The sequence below is a fragment of the uncultured Roseovarius sp. genome, from assembly GCF_947259555.1.
In the GTDB taxonomy this organism is placed as follows: domain Bacteria; phylum Pseudomonadota; class Alphaproteobacteria; order Rhodobacterales; family Rhodobacteraceae; genus Roseovarius.
The window spans coordinates 1-16,536 of sequence record NZ_CAMYMD010000091.1; the positions used below are offsets into that span (position 1 = coordinate 1).

A 16,536-nucleotide genomic window follows, 5' to 3' on the forward strand; every position below is an offset into this window, starting at 1 on the left:
GATGTGGCGTGCAACGTGTTGAGTTTAGAATGACTTGGCTGGCATAAAGCGCCCGCAAAGGCCGTTGCATCGCCAGTCCCCGGCCCTGCGACCGCGCGGCACCTTCTGGCGGGATGCAACGTCCGCTTCAGGCCAAAATTGCCCGCTCGGACGAGGCTGCGCTGAAAACCGCCCGCCCGCACCAAAGCCCCGCACCGTCCAACGTCAGGCGAAAATCTGCATTGCATGCTGCGCCATGTAGATCCGCAACCACGGCGTATGGCGCTCGGGATACATCCGGATCGCGGCATTGAGCGCATTCAACCCGATCCAGCGCGTCTCCATCACTTCCTCCGGATCAGGATCAAGCGCCACACGGGACGGCACCCGGCACATGAACATATCGACCACCTCGTGCTCGACAAGACCACCGCCGACATCGGCGCGGTATTCCACCTGATCGCGATGGCTGAGCGTGAGGCCAGTAATCCCCAACTCCTCTTTGAGGCGGCGTTGGGCACAACTCAGGGGGTCTTCGCCCCAATGCGGATGCGTACAGCAGGTGTTGGCCCACAGGCCGGGCGTGTGATACTTGCCCAAGGCACGTCGCTGGATCAGCAGATCCTCGCCCGCCATGACGAAAACCGACACCGCCTTGTGACGCAGGCCGCGCTGATGCGCTTCCAGCTTGTCGACCGCGACCAGATCATCGCCAACCCATGTTGGAATCAGCGCTGTCATACCCGCGTGGCCGCCACCAGCCGCGTCAGATGCGCGAGGTTCTTCAACCCGATCTTGAGATGCGCCATCGGGCGGGCACGCACCAGTTTCTTGTTCATGTAAGCCTCGAAAGTCAGCCGCTGCACGTCAATGTCATGACAGAGCGACACAAAGCGTTCGCGCCGCTCGTCCGATCTATAATAGGCATTCTGCATCGACGCCAGAACCCGGAAAACGGTCTTGTGCTCACGCATGAAGAGCTGACGGGCAAGTTTGAGATCCCGCGCGCGCCCCGAAGCAAGGCAGGCGCTCGCCGCCGTCGCCGCCACGCGTCCGCCCACCATGGCGTAATAGATCCCCTCGCCCGACGACGGCGCAACAACCCCAGCCGCATCGCCCGCAAGCACGACATCACGGCCATTATCCCACCGGTCCAGCGGCTTGAGGGGGATGGGCGCACCTTCGCGCCGGATCGTGGGACACTCGGACAGACCGCTTGAGACGCGCAAGGCGGCGGTGGCCTGCTTGAGATCCACCCCCTTGACCATGGACCCCATACCGACACTCGCGGATTTGCCATGCGGAAAAACCCAGCCATAAAAATCGGGCGAAATGGCCCCGTCATAAATCACGTCACAGCGCGCGGGGTCGTAGGCGCCGGTCGGGCCGGGGGCCTCGATAATCTCGTGGTAGGCGATGACATACGGGATCGTATCCCCGCCCGGCACCTCGGCCCGCGCCACATTCGAGCGCGCCCCGTCCGCACCGATGATCAGGCGCGTCTCCAGCCTCACCTCGTCACCGCTCTCCTTGTCGCGGTAGACAACGACCGTCACATCATCAGTGCGCTCGATCCTCAGGAATGTGCCTGTCACGCGGGTCGCCCCTGCGGTCGCGGCGCGGGCGCGCAGGAATTCGTCAAACTCCTCACGATCCACCATCCCGACAAAGCCGTTCTCGATGGGAATATCGACATGGCGCCCGGTGGGCGAAATCATCCGCGCGGTTGTGATCTTGGCGACCAGTTGATCCTCGGGCAGATCGAAATCGGCGATCAGCCGGGGCGGTATGGCCCCGCCACAGGGCTTGATCCGTCCTGCCCGATCCAAAAGCGCCACGTTGTGACCCGATCGCACAAGGTCTTCGGCGGCCGTGGCGCCCGACGGGCCACCCCCGATAACAACGACATCATACATGGTCATTCTCCCGGAACGAGGGTCGCGCCGCGGCCACGACCGTGATCAATCACCTTGAGCGCCAGAAGCGCCGAAAGCACGAAAAGCCCGGCCTCGAAGAAAAAGACCGCGCCAAAGGCTGTCGCATCAGTATTCGCAAGCGCCCGCATCACATCGACCGCAGCCGCCCCGGCAAGCCCGCCAAACCCCGCTGCAATGGCCTGCGCCGCGCCCCACAGGCCCATGCGCGTGCCTTCGCGCGCCTCACGGCCCTGCCCGGCCAGCGCCATCATTGCGCCGATGGCCGCGACCGCGAACATTCCGTTGAAGAACCCGAGCGTCACGACGGTTGGCACAAGCGCCATTGCCGCGCCTGACGCCCCAAGCAGCGCAATCGCCGCAAGCGCCGAGGCCGAGCCCAGACATCCCGCAACCACCCAATGCCGGATCGAGCCAAGCCGCAACCCGGTGGCGGCAATGCCGACCGTGAGCATGCCGAGAAACACCCCGCCATTCTGCGCCCCCGAAAGCTGTGTGGATTGTCCGGGCGTGAAGGCAAACACCAGACCGGCATAGGGCTCAAGGATCAGCTCCTGCATGAAATAGGCGGTCATCGACAGAAAGACGAAGATGGTAAAATTGCGCGCCTCGGGCTCGGCCCAGATCTCGGCCATCCCGTCACGAAAGCGCATCGGCCTGTCCGCCCTGGCCGGCTGTGCCCCGACCCGCGCCTCGATACCCCATATCGCGACCGTCGTCAGCAGCACCGCACCCACCGTGACCACGCCCACGATACGCAACAGCAGCGCCGACGAATACGGATCGAGAAAACTGCCCACAGTGGTTGCCGTCACCGCGATGCCACCGATCATCATAAGCCATGTGATCGTGGCCGCCGCCGCGCGCCTGCGGGCCGCGCAGGCCGTGGCCAACAGCGCCAGCAACGAGGTGCCCGACGCCCCGACCCCCAGACCGATCAGCGCATAGGCGATGATCGACAGACCAAGACCTGCGGCGAACCGGGTCTCCATCGCCACCACGCCAAGCGCGGCCAGATAGCCGCCTGCGGCCAGCACCGCCATGCCACCGATGATCCAGCGGGTCCGGTGGCCGGACGTGTCCGACAGAAAGCCCCAGTTGGGCCGGGTGATCTGAATCCCGTAATGCAGCGCCACCAGCAGCCCCGGCAACACCGCCGGCAGCGCCAGTTCGACCACCATCAGACGATTGAGCGTCGATGTGGTCAGCACCACAACGGCACCAAGGCACATCTGCACAAGCCCCATACGAAAGATTTGCAGCCAGCTCAGCGTCATCCTGTACCTCCGACCAGACGCACGGCAAAGGCGGCGATCATCATGCCGGTGACATAGGCCATGACCCCCGTGCCGTTATACCAGGGCGCGCGGCCCTTGGGATCGGATAACAAAATACGCATTGCCCAACCTTGAGCAAGAACAAGCACAATGATGGCGACCGCATGCCACGGGCGGTCCCATGCCAGCAGCAGGCCGATCACGGCAAACTGCGGCAGCGCCATGACGATGCAGGCGACGCGCGCGGCGCGCTCCGGGCCCAGGGTGACCGGTAGCGAGTTCACGCCAGTCTGCCGGTCGCCCTCCAGTGCCTTGAAATCATTGAGCGTCATGATGCCATGCGCCCCGACCGCATAGAGCACGGCCAGCACGATGACCTCCCCGGACGGCGCCCCCGCCGCCAGCACCGCAGCCCCGGTAAACCACGGCAGGCCCTCATAGCATAAGCCCACGAGGCCCGGACCCCAGATGCCCGACCGCTTGAGGCGAACCGGCTCCGCCGAATAGGCCCAGGCCGCCAGCACACCGAAAACAGTCGCGCCAAAGCCCCAAGGCCCGAGAAACGCCCCCATGCCAAGCGCCAGCACCGACATCGCCAGCGCAACCCACAAGCCCCAGCGGCCCGGCACCCGGCCCGACGGTATCGGACGATGCGGCTCATTGATCGCATCGACATGTCGGTCACACCAGTCATTCGCCGCCTGGCTCATGCCGCAGACAACAGGACCGGCGAGGACCATGCCAAGCACGACAAGACCCCAGTGACCCACAGGCGACACGCCCGACGACACCACGCCGCACAGATACGCCCAGATCGGCGGAAACCACGTGACCGGCTTGATCAGGGTCAGCAGCGCCCGGGGCTCTGGCAGGTGGCGCGAGGTATGTAAGGATGAAGTGACACTCATAGTGTCAATTAAACTATACATTCGGACGCGATGAAAGAAAATTCTCGGCCTCAGGCCGACAGGCGGGCCTTAATCGTCGTCTTGTGCGTTGATCAACCCGTATTTGCGCAGCTTGACGTAGAGGCTCTGACGCGACAGGCCGAGCATCTCGGCGGCGGCAACTCGGTTGTTGTTGGTCAGGCGCACGGCGGTTTCGATACACATCTTCTCGACCACATCCGACGTGGCCGATACCAGCTCCTTGAGCGAGGCGGTCCCCACCAGATCCATGACATTGCGCATCGCCTCTTCGCTCACCGCTGAAGAGGCATCCTGCACCGTCGGCATGTCGCGGGGCGTGGTATCCCGGATGATGAGGCCAATACCAAGATCAGAGTTTCGCCCCCTCAGACGGGCCGCCGATATATCCACCGAGGCGCGCGTGCCGACGATACTCTGGATTTGAGCGGCATAGCTGCGCATCCGCCCGGTCTTGCGCGTATTGTCGAGAATGAGCTTGAGATCGACGCTGCCGCGCGACAGGAAATCCGCAATCGACCGGCCCTGAACATCGCGCAGTTGCGCCGCGTCCGACAACACGAGAAAGCCCTCGTTCGCATCGCGGATATTTCCATTGGCATCCAGCAACACGATCGCATCGCTCGCCGCCTCAAAGAGCGCCGATAGCGATTGGGCCGATTCCGGGCGAGACGCCTCTTCGTCCTCGATCGGCGTCATCCGGCACAGCATAAGCACCTCGCCCGAGGCACGAAAGAACTCAGGACTGAGATGGACGAACCGGCCATTGCGGCGCGCTACCGTCTCGACCCCGGTGATTTCGTCAGAGGATGCGACGGATCGCAACTGATCCATAAAGGCGCCACGGCGCTGCCCCTCAAAGGTCTGCGCGAATGCGCTGCCCGTCAACACGTCACGCTTCGAGCCAAGAAGCTGGGCCCCGGCGGAATTGATGTCCCTGATCCTGCCCTGATCCGGCTCGACCAGAACCAGAGGCGTCTCAGACGCTTCCAGAACGACCCGGTAACACGTCTCTATACCCCTAAACTTTTCAAGCTCACGCTCCCGCGCGATCTGCTCGCGGACCAGACGCTGCTGGATTTCGGCAAGCGGCTGCATGTCCCGCCCCAAGAGCAGGATACCGTCGCTTTTGCCGTCGCGGTGCAGCGTGTAGCGTACAGGAAACTCCCAATTCGCATTGTCACGATGGTTCAACTCGATGGGGCGCGGAACGCTATCGGGGTCCGCCGCCATCTCGGCGAGCCGAACTTCAAACTTGGCGCGGCTCTCAGGGGTCAGGAAGCTGCGAAAATCGCGTCCGATCCAATGATCAAGACAGCCGAGCGACGGCACCTCGGGATTGATCGAAATGGCGGTGATCTCGACATTGGCATCGATCATCACGGCAATGTCCGACGCCTGCTCAATAAAGAGGTCTCCGTTCGACGAAACGGGCCATTCACCCGGCTGGGGTCGTTCTGACGTCCTGTTCTGTTTCGTCACCCTGATACCCCAACTGTCGCGCGCCGCCTATCGAGCCTAAGTTTTCGCGTCGATTGACAACGGATCTACGACGGATGCAAGACCACATTTCTCTATTGCTTCCCGTGCGGTCCTCACAGCAAAGTCTGCGCCCGTCCGTTTCTCAACCTCTCTCGGTTTGTCGACAAGTTTCCCCCCGATAACAATCGGTGGACACCCATCTTCATTAGAACGTAGGTAATCTATCAAATCTGTCAATCTTTCAAGCGTTTTTGCACTGCCAGCCGTGATCCCGGCCATCGCGAATCGACCTGAGCCCACAAGGTGCTGCAACTCCGGGCCCTCCAGGCCAATCGCCATGTGCACCCACACGCCATGCCTGCGAAATTGATCCGCCGCCACGAATGCACCGATGGAGTGATCTTCAAACGTCGGCACGATCATGAGGACAGATTGCCCCAGCGGGATGCTGCGATCCATCCAGCCGCCCATATCCACCGCGTCACGCGCCCGAAACAGCGCCTGAAGCCGCGCCGCGCCGACAGTGACATCAACAAAGCTGGCCCGGTCCTGCACCCACATTTCGCCGAGATAGCGCGCAGCGTCCGGCACGTATGTGGCATAGATTTCTTCGCTTGGAATGCCGTTTGCAACCATCGCCGCAATCACGTTCTGATGCGCGGACTCGGAGTCATCGGTCAACGCCGCGCACAATCGCGCTGTCCATTCACCGCGGCTCTTGGGCGTATCGCCGCCCTGTTTGTCAGACGCCACCTTGCGCAAGGCGGATTCGACCAAAAACCGTATTCCGGATGATTGCGGACCAGACCCGTTATCTTCAGGTTCGTTCATGCGATGCCCTCCCAGGCGACCCAGTAGACCTGCGTTCCTCCACTCTCCGCCGTATCGCGGATCGCACGCAAGATACAAAGGGGCGCGTCCCCTGCTCCGTAGATTTAGTCTGCTTGCGAGAAGATCAAATGTCAAACTTTCCTGACATGGAATAACGCCAATTGGCCTATGCCGCTGAATCGCATGAAAAATCAATTTCGACCTGAAAATTAAAAGCAATTAATACGTTAAGAACGTGCTTTCAGCATTCTGACGCCCCATTGAGTCCGCCCGCGCTGACAATGGTGTGTCAGCCTGAGTGTAAATTATAATTGACACATTTACCCCTCAGACCTTAGCATCGACTTCAGCTGATCACACAGAGCCGGAGGGGATATGGCGCGACAGGCGCATCATCGCAAAAAAGCCGGACCGCTTTACACCACGGCAGAGCGGGCACGCCGCGACGCGTCGGCCTGGACCCTGGTCCAGGGCATTCTCGCCCCCGTGCAGTTTGTCGTCTTCCTCATCTCTCTCGCGCTGGTGTTGCGCTACCTCGCAACCGGCGAGGGCTATGCGCTTGCGACTCTGTCCATCGTTGCAAAAACCGCCGTCCTCTACCTGATCATGGTCACCGGCGCGATCTGGGAAAAGGTTGTGTTCGGCCAATACCTGTTCGCCCCCGCCTTCTTCTGGGAGGACGTGTTCAGCTTTGGCGTGATCGGGCTTCACACCGCTTATCTCTGGGCGCTGTGGACTCAGGCGCTGCCGCCCCAGGGGCTGATGGGCCTCGCCCTCGCCGCCTACGCCGCCTACGTCATCAACGCCGGGCAATTCCTGTGGAAACTGCGCATGGCGCGCCTCCAGGCAGGAGAGGCAGCATGAGTTTGGACACCCCACCCGCCAAAGGCTGCCGCGACGCACCGGTCCTCAAACAGCGCGGACAACACGAGGTGTTCTGCGGTCTCACCGGTATCATCTGGCTGCACCGCAAAATGCAGGATGCCTTCTTTTTGGTCGTCGGATCGCGCACCTGCGCACATTTGCTGCAATCCGCGGCTGGCGTGATGATCTTCGCCGAGCCCCGATTCGGCACCGCGATTCTCGAAGAGACCGATCTCGCGGGCCTCAAGGACGCGCAGGAGGAGCTGGAGCGCGAGGTCGAACGCCTGCTCGCCCGCCGGCCCGATATCCGGCAGCTTTTCCTCGTCGGCTCCTGCCCCTCCGAGGTGATCAAGCTCGATCTCGCCCGCGCCGCCGAACGGCTGACCACGCGCCACGCCCCCAAAGTGCGGGTGCTCAACTATTCCGGCTCCGGCATCGAGACGACCTTTACGGAAGGCGAGGATGCCTGCCTCGCCTCGATGGTCCCGGCCCTGCCTCAGACCGATGAGCGCGAGCTGATGCTGGTGGGCGCGCTGCCCGACGTGGTCGAGGATCAGGCGCTTGACCTTCTGGCGCAGATGGGGATCGACAAGGTCACGGTCCTGCCTGCGCGCCATGCCGATGACCCGGTTGCTGTGGGCCCGAACACCGTGTTCGCCCTCACCCAGCCGTTCCTGGGCGGTACCCATGCCGCCCTTGAACGGCGCGGGGCGCGTCATGTTCCTGCACCGCTACCTTTCGGCGAGGAGGGCACGACCGCATGGTTGGCCGCTCTCGCGCAGGAATTCGGTGTCGAACGGGCGCGTTTTGATGCCGTCACTGACGCGCCCCGTGCCCGCGCCCGCCGTGCGGTCAAGCAAGCCGCCGAAACGCTCGCCGGCAAATCGGTCTTCTTCTTCCCCGACAGCCAGCTTGAAATTCCGCTCGCGCGCTTTCTCACCCGCGAATGCGGCATGCAGGCGCTCGAGGTCGGCACACCCTATCTGCACAAGGCCATCCTCGGTCCCGATCTCGATCTTCTGGCCGAAGGTCCGCAGATCGCCGAAGGTCAGGACGTGGACCTGCAACTCGAACGCTGCCGCGCCGCGCGCCCCGATCTCACGGTCTGCGGCCTCGGCCTCGCCAACCCGCTCGAGGCCGAGGGGCTCACCACCAAATGGGCCATCGAGCTGGTGTTCACCCCGGTGCATTTCTACGAACAGGCGGGCGATCTCGCCGGGCTCTTCTCGCGCCCCCTGCGCCGCCGCGCGGCCCTGCATCTGGAGGCGGCGGAATGAAGCTGACCCTCTGGACATATGAAGGCCCGCCCCATGTCGGCGCGATGCGTGTCGCCACCGCCATGACCGGCCTGCATTACGTGCTCCACGCCCCGCAGGGCGACACCTATGCCGATCTTCTCTTCACGATGATCGAGCGGCGCAACCACCGCCCGCCGGTGACCTACACCACCTTTCAGGCGCGCGATCTCGGCTCCGACACCGCCAACCTGTTCAAGACCGCCTGCCAGAACGCCTATGAGCGGTTCAAACCGCAAGCGATGATCGTCGGCGCGTCCTGCACCGCCGAACTTATTCAGGACGACCCCGGCGGCATGGCCGAGATGATGGGCCTGCCCGTCCCGGTGATCGCGCTCGAACTGCCCAGCTACCAGCGCAAGGAAAATTTCGGCGCGGACGAGACGTTCTTTCAGATCACCCGCGCCCTCGCAAAACCGGTCGAAAAGACCGCCCATGTCAGCTGCAACCTGATCGGGCCGACGGCCCTCGGCTTCCGCCACCGCGACGACATCACCGAACTGACCGGCATGCTGGCCGATATGGGCATCGCGGTGAATGTCTGCGCGCCCTACGGCGCCTCGCCCGCCGACATCGCCCGTCTGGGGGCCGCGCATTTCAACGTGCTGATGTATCCCGAAACCGGCGAGGCCGCCTGCCGCTGGATGGAGCGCGAGCTTGACCTGCCCTTCACCAAGACGGTCCCCATCGGCGTCGGCGCCACCCGCGATTTCATGGCCGAGGTGGCCAGCCTCACCGGCCTCACCCCGCAGATTGACGAGAGCCGCCTGCGCCTGCCGTGGTATTCGGCCAGCGTCGACAGCACTTATCTGACCGGCAAGCGCGTCTTCCTCTTCGGCGACGGCACCCACGTGGCCGCCGCCGCCCGCATCGCCCGCGACGAGATGGGCTTCGAGGTGGTGGGCCTGGGCTGCTATAACCGCGAAATGGCCCGCCCCATCCGCAAGCTGGCCAAGGACTACGGCGTCGAGGCGCTCATTACCGACGATTATCTGGAGGTCGAGGCCGCCATCGAGGCGCTCGCCCCCGAAATGATCCTCGGCACCCAGATGGAGCGGATGATCGGCAAGCGGCTCAACATCCCCTGCGCCGTGATCTCCGCCCCCGTCCATGTCCAGGACTACCCCGCCCGCTACTCCCCGCAGATGGGGATCGAGGGTGCGAACGTGATTTTCGATACATGGGTGCATCCGCTGGTCATGGGGCTGGAAGAACACCTGCTGCACATGTTCCGCGACGATTTCGAATTCAACGACGCCGCCGGGGCCAGCCATCACGGCGGCCACCACACCACGCCCACACCCGAGACGCAGCAGCCGGAAACGACGGAAGAGTCGGCACCGGGCACCGTCATCTGGCTCGACGAGGCCGAGCGTGAATTGAAGAAGATCCCCTTCTTCGTGCGCGGCAAGGCCCGGCGCAACACCGAAACCTTCGCCGCCAATCAGGGCGTCCACGAGATCGGCATAGACACGCTATACGAGGCAAAGGCGCATTATGCGAGATGACGTGATCCCCCTGGCCGCGGCCTCCTATCGCGTGGTGATCGTGACGCTGGACGCGCATGCCGCAGGGGCCTGCGCGCGTGTCGCGGAACGGATGGCGACAGAGTTTCCCGGCCTCATCGTCACAGTGCATGCCGCCGCCGAATGGGGCGAGAACCCCGCCGCGCTCGACGCGGCACGCGCCGACATCGCCCGGGGTGACCTGATCCTCGTGAGCCTTCTCTTTCTGGAGGATCACATCAAGGCGATCCTGCCCGATCTCCAGGCGCGGCGCGACCAGTGCGATGCCATGATCGGCATCATCGCTGATGCCCAGATCGTCAAGCTCACCCGCATGGGCACGCTCGACATGGCCGCCCCCGAAAGCGGCACCCGCAAGCTGATGAAGCGGCTGCGCGGGTCGGACAAGCCCTCCGCTGAATCGGGTGAGAAGAAGATGAAGATGCTGCGCCGCCTGCCGCGCATCCTGAAATACATTCCCGGCAAGGCCCAGGATCTGCGCGCATGGTTTCTGGTCATGCAGTACTGGCTCGGCACCTCAGATGACAATATCGAAGCGATGCTGCGCTTTCTCATGTCGCGCTACGGCCACGACGACGATTGGCGCGGCCTGCGCGCGCCTGCACCGCAGGATTACCCGGAGGTGGGGCTTTATCACCCCGATCTGGAGGAAAAGATCACCATTGATCCCGCACGCCTGCCCGCACCGCAAGGCGCAACAGGCACCGTCGGCATTCTGGTGATGCGAAGCTATGTCCTGTCTGGCGATCACGCGCATTACGATGCGGTCATCCGGGCCTTCGAGGCACGCGGGCTCAAGGTGATCCCCGCCTTTGCCTCGGGTCTCGACGGGCGCCCGGCGGTTGAGCGGTATTTCGAGGGCCGCGTTGATACCATGGTGTCGCTGACCGGGTTCAGCCTCGTGGGGGGCCCTGCCTACAATGACAGCGCGGCAGCGGTCGATCTGCTCAGCCGTCTCGATGTACCCTATGTCGCGGCTCATCCACTGGAATTTCAAACGCTCGCACAATGGGCCGGGTCGGGGCGCGGGCTGGGGCCAATCGAGACCACGATGCTCGTGGCCCTGCCCGAGATCGACGGCGCCACCAACCCGATGGTTTTTGCCGGACGGCATGGCGACACCCCTTGCGAGGGATGTGCCCGGCGCTGCACCGGCGGCACGCTGCGCACCAAGGCGATGGCCCCCTGCCCCGAGCGGATCGAGATGCTGGCGGCACGGGTTGCAAAGCTGGCGCATCTGCGCCGGCAGCAGGCGGCAGAGCGCCGGGTGGGCATCGTGCTCTTCGGATTTCCGCCCAATGCGGGTGCGGCCGGAACAGCGGCCTACCTCGATGTGTTTCAGTCCTTGCACAACACGCTGCACGCCATGGCCGCGCGCGGCTATGACGTGACCCCGCCAGAAACCGTCGAAGACCTGCGCACCGCCGTTCTCGAAGGCAGCGCGCGTCAATACGGCCAGGAGGCCAACATCGCCGCGCATGTCAGCGCCGATGACATGGTGTCCGGCACGCCATGGCTGCGCGAGATCGAGGCGCAATGGGGCGCGGCCCCGGGCAAGGTGCAATCAGACGGGCGCGGCGTCTTCATCCTTGGTGCCGAATTCGGCAAGGTGTTTGTCGGGCTGCAGCCTGCATTCGGCTACGAGGGCGACCCGATGCGCCTTCTGTTCGAGCGCGGCTTTGCCCCGACGCATGCCTTCGCGCAGTTTTACCTTTGGCTCAAGAACAGCTTTGCCGCGGATGTGCTGCTGCATTTCGGAATGCACGGCGCGCTGGAATTCATGCCCGGCAAACAGGCCGGCCCGGGCGAGGGATGCTGGCCCGACCGCCTGATCGGCGACATGCCGAATGTCTATCTCTACCCCTCCAACAACCCGTCCGAGGCAAGCCTTGCCAAGCGGCGCGCCGGGGCCGTGACCGTCACCCACCTGACCCCGCCCCTCGCGGCCTCGGGGCTCTACAGGGGCCTGACAGAACTCAAGGACAGCCTCAAACGCTGGCGTGAGATGGCCGTGGACGCGCCCGAAAGGGACGAGCTGCGCGCGCTCATTCAAGAGCAGGCAGCCACCGTGGACATGAACGCGGACGACATCGACTCGCTCTGGCTCAAGCTGCTGGAGACCGAGGACGCGCTGATCCCCGAAGGCTTGCACGTATTGGGACGCCCGATGACTTCGGAAGCGCGCGAAAGCTACCTGTCGATCATGGATACGGCGGATGACGACGCCCGCGCCCGGATTGATACCATGCTGCAAGAGGACACCGAAATCCCCGCGCTGCTGCATGCGCTCGATGGTCGGTTCACAGCACCGGTGCCCGGCGGAGACCTGATCCGCTCGGCCGATATCCTGCCGACCGGGCGCAATATCCATGCCTTCGATCCGTTCCGCATGCCCACCGAGTTCGCCTGCCGCGACGGCGCGCGTCAGGCCGCACGGCTTCTCGACACCCACAAGAGCCTGCCGCGCTCGATCGCACTGGTGCTCTGGGGCTCGGACAATATCAAATCCGACGGCGCACCGATGGCCCAGGCCCTCGCGCTGATGGGCGCAAAGCCCCGGTTCGACGCATTTGGGCGCCTCTCGGGCGCCGACCTCATCCCGCTCGAGGTTCTGGGACGCCCGCGCATCGACGTGATGATGACCCTGTCGGGCATCTTTCGTGATCTGCTGCCGCTGCAAACCCGCATGCTCGCCGAAGCGGCACTCGAGGCCGCGCGCGCCGATGAACCAGACGAGATGAACTTCATCCGCGCCCATGTCCGCGCCCAGATGGACAGCACCGGCTGCGATCTTGAGACCGCCGCCCTCCGGGTCTTCTCAAATGCCGAAGGCGCCTACGGCTCCAATGTCAACCAGCTGGTGGACAGCTCCGCCTTTGACGACGAGGACGAACTCGCCGACGCCTACCAGGCCCGCAAGGGGTTTGCCTATGGCGTCAACGGCAAGGCACAGGCGCAGGCGGGCTTGCTTCAGGCCGCGCTCGAGCGGGTCGAGGTGGCCTACCAGAATCTCGAAAGCGTCGAGTTGGGCGTGACGACCGTGGATCATTACTTTGACACGCTCGGCGGGATCTCCCGCGCCGTGCGCCGCGCCCGGGGCGGACAGGAGGCGGCGATCTACATTTCCGACACCACCCGTGGAACCGGCACCGTGCGCACGCTGGCCGATCAGGTGGCGCTCGAGACCCGCTCGCGCTCGCTCAACCCTAAATTCCACGAGGCCCTGCTCAATCACGGGGCCGAGGGCGTGCGCCAGATCGAGGCGCATGTGACCAACACGATGGGCTGGTCGGCCACCACCGGACAGGTGGAACCGTGGGTCTATCAGCGGATTTCCGAAACCTTCGTTCTGGACGAGGCGATGCGCAAGCGGTTGAGCGATCTCAACCCGGTCGCCTCGTCGCGGATGGCGAACCGGCTGATCGAGGCGCATGAGCGCGCCTATTGGAGCCCCGACGCCGCCACGCTCGACGCCCTGCGCGCCGCCGCCGACGCGATCGAGGACCGGATGGAAGGGGTGGCGGCAGAATGACGAACCGGAGCGCATATGGCCAAGGCGCACGTGGGGGCCAGCCCCCACACCCCCGGGATATTTACGGCCAGAAGAAACAGGGGGCCATGAGGCCCACCGATTGGAGGACTATATGAGCCCGCGCGATGATATCCCGAACCTTCGGGGACAGGACGGCGAGGGATCGGTGCAGGTGCATCAGGATGCCTCGATGAAGATCGAGGGCGCCAAGGTGTTTTCGGTCTATGGCAAGGGCGGGATCGGCAAATCGACCACCTCGTCGAACCTCTCTGCGGCCTTTGCGGCCATGGGCAAGCGGGTGTTGCAGATCGGCTGCGACCCCAAGCATGACAGCACCTTTACGCTAACGGGTCAGTTGCAGCCCACGGTGATCGACATTCTCAAGGATGTGGACTTCCACTCCGAGGAACTGCGCCCCGAGGATTTCGTCACCGAAGGCTGGGGCGGCGTGCAATGCGTCGAGGCCGGCGGCCCGCCCGCCGGCACCGGCTGCGGCGGCTACGTGGTGGGCCAGACGGTGAAGCTGTTGAAACAGCACCACATGCTCGACGATGCCGATGTGGTGATCTTCGACGTGCTGGGCGACGTGGTCTGCGGCGGCTTTGCCGCCCCCTTGCAGCATGCCGACCGGGCGCTGATCGTGACCGCCAATGATTTCGACAGCATCTACGCGATGAACCGGATCATCGCCGCCGTGCAGGCGAAATCGGCCAATTACAAGGTGCGGCTTGCGGGCTGCGTGGCGAACCGGTCCAAGGACACCGACGAGGTCGACCGCTACTGCGATGTCGTGGGCTTCAACCGCATCGCACATATGCCTGACATCGACGCCATCCGCCGCTCGCGTCTGAAGAAAAAGACGCTCTTCGAGATGGACAATGACGACGAGGTGCAGATGGTCCGCGATATCTACACCGGCCTTGCCCAGCACCTCTGGAACGGCACCGACCCGCTGGCGCCCGCGCCGATGGAAGACCGCGATATATTCGAGCTTCTGGGGTTCGATTGATGTCCTACGACCAGACACTCGCGCGGGTCGAGACCTATTTCGACCGCACCGCCACCCGGGCCTGGGCGGCGCTGACCAGCGATGCGCCGGTGTCGAAAATCCGCCAGACGGTGCGCGAGGGGCGCGATACCATGCGCGCGCAGATGCTGGCGCGCCTGCCCGACGACCTGCGCGGCGCGCGCATCCTTGATGCGGGCTGCGGCGCCGGGCAGATGACGGCGGACCTCGCGGCGCGCGGGGCCGATGTGGTGGCGGTGGATATCTCTCCCGCGCTTGTCGACATCGCACGAAAGCGGCTTGTTACGCCCCTTCAAAGGCATGTGTCCTTTCACTCCGGCGATATGCTGGCGTCAAATTTGGGGCACTTCGATCATGTGCTCGCGATGGACAGCCTGATCTATTACGGCGTCTCCGACCTCAGCCACGCCCTGACTGAATTGTCCACGCGCACACGCGGCGGGATCATCTTTACCGTCGCTCCGCGCACACCTCTGCTGATGGCGATGTGGCGACTGGGCAAGCTCTTTCCGCGCGCCGACCGCTCGCCCACCATGGTGCCGCATTCGGCGGCGCGGCTGGCGAGAGGTTTGCGCGCGGCGGGCAGCGATGCCCGGCTCACCCCGCTCGACCGGATCGCACGCGGGTTTTACATCTCACAGGCGATGGAGGTGCGGGGATGATCGGTCAGGCCTGGAAACGCACGAATGCACAGTTGATGGCGGTCACCACGCGCTGGCTGCCCTTCGCCGATGCGGCAAGCGAGGGCCTGCCGCTCTCACAACTCCTGCGCCTGTCGCTGTTTCAGGTCTCGGTCGGCATGGCCACGGTGCTGCTCCTGGGCACGCTCAACCGCGTGATGATCGTGGAGCTATCCGTGCCCGCCGTCATCGTCGCCGTGATGATCGCCCTGCCCGTCCTGATCGCGCCGTTCCGCGCGCTTCTGGGGTTCCGGTCGGACACTTACCGCTCTGCCTTGGGCTGGAAGCGCATCCCCTATCTCTGGTTCGGCTCACTCTGGCAGATGGGCGGCCTTGCGGTCATGCCCTTCGCCCTTCTGGTGCTGTCAGGGCAGCAACAGGTCGGCCCGACATGGGCGGGCGAGGTGCTGGCCGCCATCGCCTTTTTGATGACCGGTCTCGGGCTGCACATGACCCAGACCGCCGGTCTGGCGCTCGCCTCTGACCGCGCCACCGATGAGACGCGCCCCCGCGTCGTGGCGCTCCTCTACGTGATGTTCCTGCTGGGCATGGCGCTCTCTGCCATCGTCATCGGCTGGCTCCTGCGCGATTTCGCGCCCTTCACGCTGGTGCGCGTGGTTCAGGGCGCGGCCTCGGTCGGCATCATCCTCAACCTCATTGCGCTCTGGAAGCAGGAAAAGCTCAGCCCCATGAGCCGCGCCGAGCGCGAGGCCCCGCGCCCGCAGTTCCGCGATGCCTGGGCCGACCTGATGAAGGGCGGCACGGCGGGGCGGCTGCTGGCGGTGGTCTTCCTCGGCACCATGGCCTTCAACATGCAGGACGTGCTGCTCGAGCCCTATGGCGGCGAGGTGCTGGGCCTCTCGGTCTCGGCCACCACGGTGCTGACGGCGATCTGGGCCGCAGGCGCGCTCGCGGGCTTTGTCCTTGCCGGGCGGGCATTGCTGAAAGGGGCCAACACCTACCGCATGGCGGGCACAGGTCTGCTGGTCGGCATCGTAGCCTTCGCCACGGTGATCTTTGCCGCCCCCATGCAATCGCCGGTGCTGTTCTTCGCCGGTGCCGGGCTCATCGGCCTCGGCGGCGGGCTTTTTGCGGTCTCGACCCTCACCGCCGCGATGGGGCTGGCGCGCGAGGGCGGCAGCGGCCACGGCCTCGCCCTCGGCGCATGGGGGGCGGCACAGGC

13 protein-coding genes are annotated in these 16,536 nt (G+C 64.4%); 7 read left to right on the forward strand and 6 right to left on the reverse strand.

Annotation, left to right across the window (positions count from 1 at the left end):
- Positions 1-204: 204 nt before the first annotated feature.
- From idi to Q0X85_RS15430, 6 genes are all read right to left on the reverse strand, one after another.
- Positions 205-720 (reverse strand): isopentenyl-diphosphate Delta-isomerase, encoded by a 516-nt coding sequence (gene idi / locus Q0X85_RS15405; protein WP_297773378.1) that lies wholly within the window; start codon positions 718-720, stop codon positions 205-207.
- Positions 717-1,895 (reverse strand): geranylgeranyl diphosphate reductase, encoded by a 1,179-nt coding sequence (locus Q0X85_RS15410; RefSeq protein ID WP_297773380.1) that lies wholly within the window; start codon positions 1,893-1,895, stop codon positions 717-719. The genes idi and Q0X85_RS15410 overlap by 4 nt, the downstream gene beginning before the upstream one ends.
- A 2-nt stretch (positions 1,896-1,897) precedes the next feature.
- The gene (locus Q0X85_RS15415) at positions 1,898-3,190 is read right to left on the reverse strand and encodes a BCD family MFS transporter (protein WP_297773382.1); all 1,293 of its coding nucleotides are present in this window, start codon (positions 3,188-3,190) and stop codon (positions 1,898-1,900) included.
- The gene (gene chlG / locus Q0X85_RS15420) at positions 3,187-4,098 is read right to left on the reverse strand and encodes a chlorophyll synthase ChlG (RefSeq protein ID WP_297773384.1); all 912 of its coding nucleotides are present in this window, start codon (positions 4,096-4,098) and stop codon (positions 3,187-3,189) included. Before chlG ends, Q0X85_RS15415 begins: the two co-directional genes overlap by 4 nt.
- 69 nt (positions 4,099-4,167) lie before the next feature.
- Positions 4,168-5,598 (reverse strand): transcriptional regulator PpsR, encoded by a 1,431-nt coding sequence (gene ppsR / locus Q0X85_RS15425; RefSeq protein ID WP_297773386.1) that lies wholly within the window; start codon positions 5,596-5,598, stop codon positions 4,168-4,170.
- Positions 5,599-5,634: 36 nt separating this feature from the next.
- A complete protein-coding gene (locus Q0X85_RS15430; RefSeq protein ID WP_297773388.1) occupies positions 5,635-6,429 on the reverse strand; it encodes a hypothetical protein in 795 nt (264 codons plus the stop codon).
- A gap of 375 nt (positions 6,430-6,804) precedes the next feature.
- On the opposite strand from Q0X85_RS15430, the gene bchF reads away from it, so the two are divergent.
- The 7 genes from bchF to Q0X85_RS15465 form a co-directional block, all read left to right on the forward strand.
- Positions 6,805-7,293 carry a 2-vinyl bacteriochlorophyllide hydratase gene (gene bchF / locus Q0X85_RS15435; RefSeq protein WP_297773389.1) on the forward strand — a complete coding sequence of 163 codons (489 nt, stop codon included), beginning with the start codon at positions 6,805-6,807 and terminating at the stop codon, positions 7,291-7,293.
- On the forward strand, positions 7,290-8,570 hold the full coding sequence (locus tag Q0X85_RS15440) for a ferredoxin:protochlorophyllide reductase (ATP-dependent) subunit N (protein WP_297773391.1): 1,281 nt from the start codon (positions 7,290-7,292) through the stop codon (positions 8,568-8,570). Before bchF ends, Q0X85_RS15440 begins: the two co-directional genes overlap by 4 nt.
- On the forward strand, positions 8,567-10,096 hold the full coding sequence (gene bchB / locus Q0X85_RS15445; protein WP_297773393.1) for a ferredoxin:protochlorophyllide reductase (ATP-dependent) subunit B: 1,530 nt from the start codon (positions 8,567-8,569) through the stop codon (positions 10,094-10,096). The genes Q0X85_RS15440 and bchB overlap by 4 nt, the downstream gene beginning before the upstream one ends.
- On the forward strand, positions 10,086-13,646 hold the full coding sequence (locus Q0X85_RS15450; protein WP_297773394.1) for a magnesium chelatase subunit H: 3,561 nt from the start codon (positions 10,086-10,088) through the stop codon (positions 13,644-13,646). The genes bchB and Q0X85_RS15450 overlap by 11 nt, the downstream gene beginning before the upstream one ends.
- 112 nt (positions 13,647-13,758) lie before the next feature.
- A complete protein-coding gene (gene bchL, locus Q0X85_RS15455; protein ID WP_297773395.1) occupies positions 13,759-14,655 on the forward strand; it encodes a ferredoxin:protochlorophyllide reductase (ATP-dependent) iron-sulfur ATP-binding protein in 897 nt (298 codons plus the stop codon).
- Positions 14,655-15,335 carry a magnesium protoporphyrin IX methyltransferase gene (gene bchM / locus Q0X85_RS15460; RefSeq protein ID WP_297773397.1) on the forward strand — a complete coding sequence of 227 codons (681 nt, stop codon included), beginning with the start codon at positions 14,655-14,657 and terminating at the stop codon, positions 15,333-15,335. Before bchL ends, bchM begins: the two co-directional genes overlap by 1 nt.
- Positions 15,332-16,536: MFS transporter (locus tag Q0X85_RS15465; RefSeq protein ID WP_297773398.1), on the forward strand; the 1,205-nt coding region annotated here is incomplete at its 3' end. The genes bchM and Q0X85_RS15465, both read left to right, overlap by 4 nt.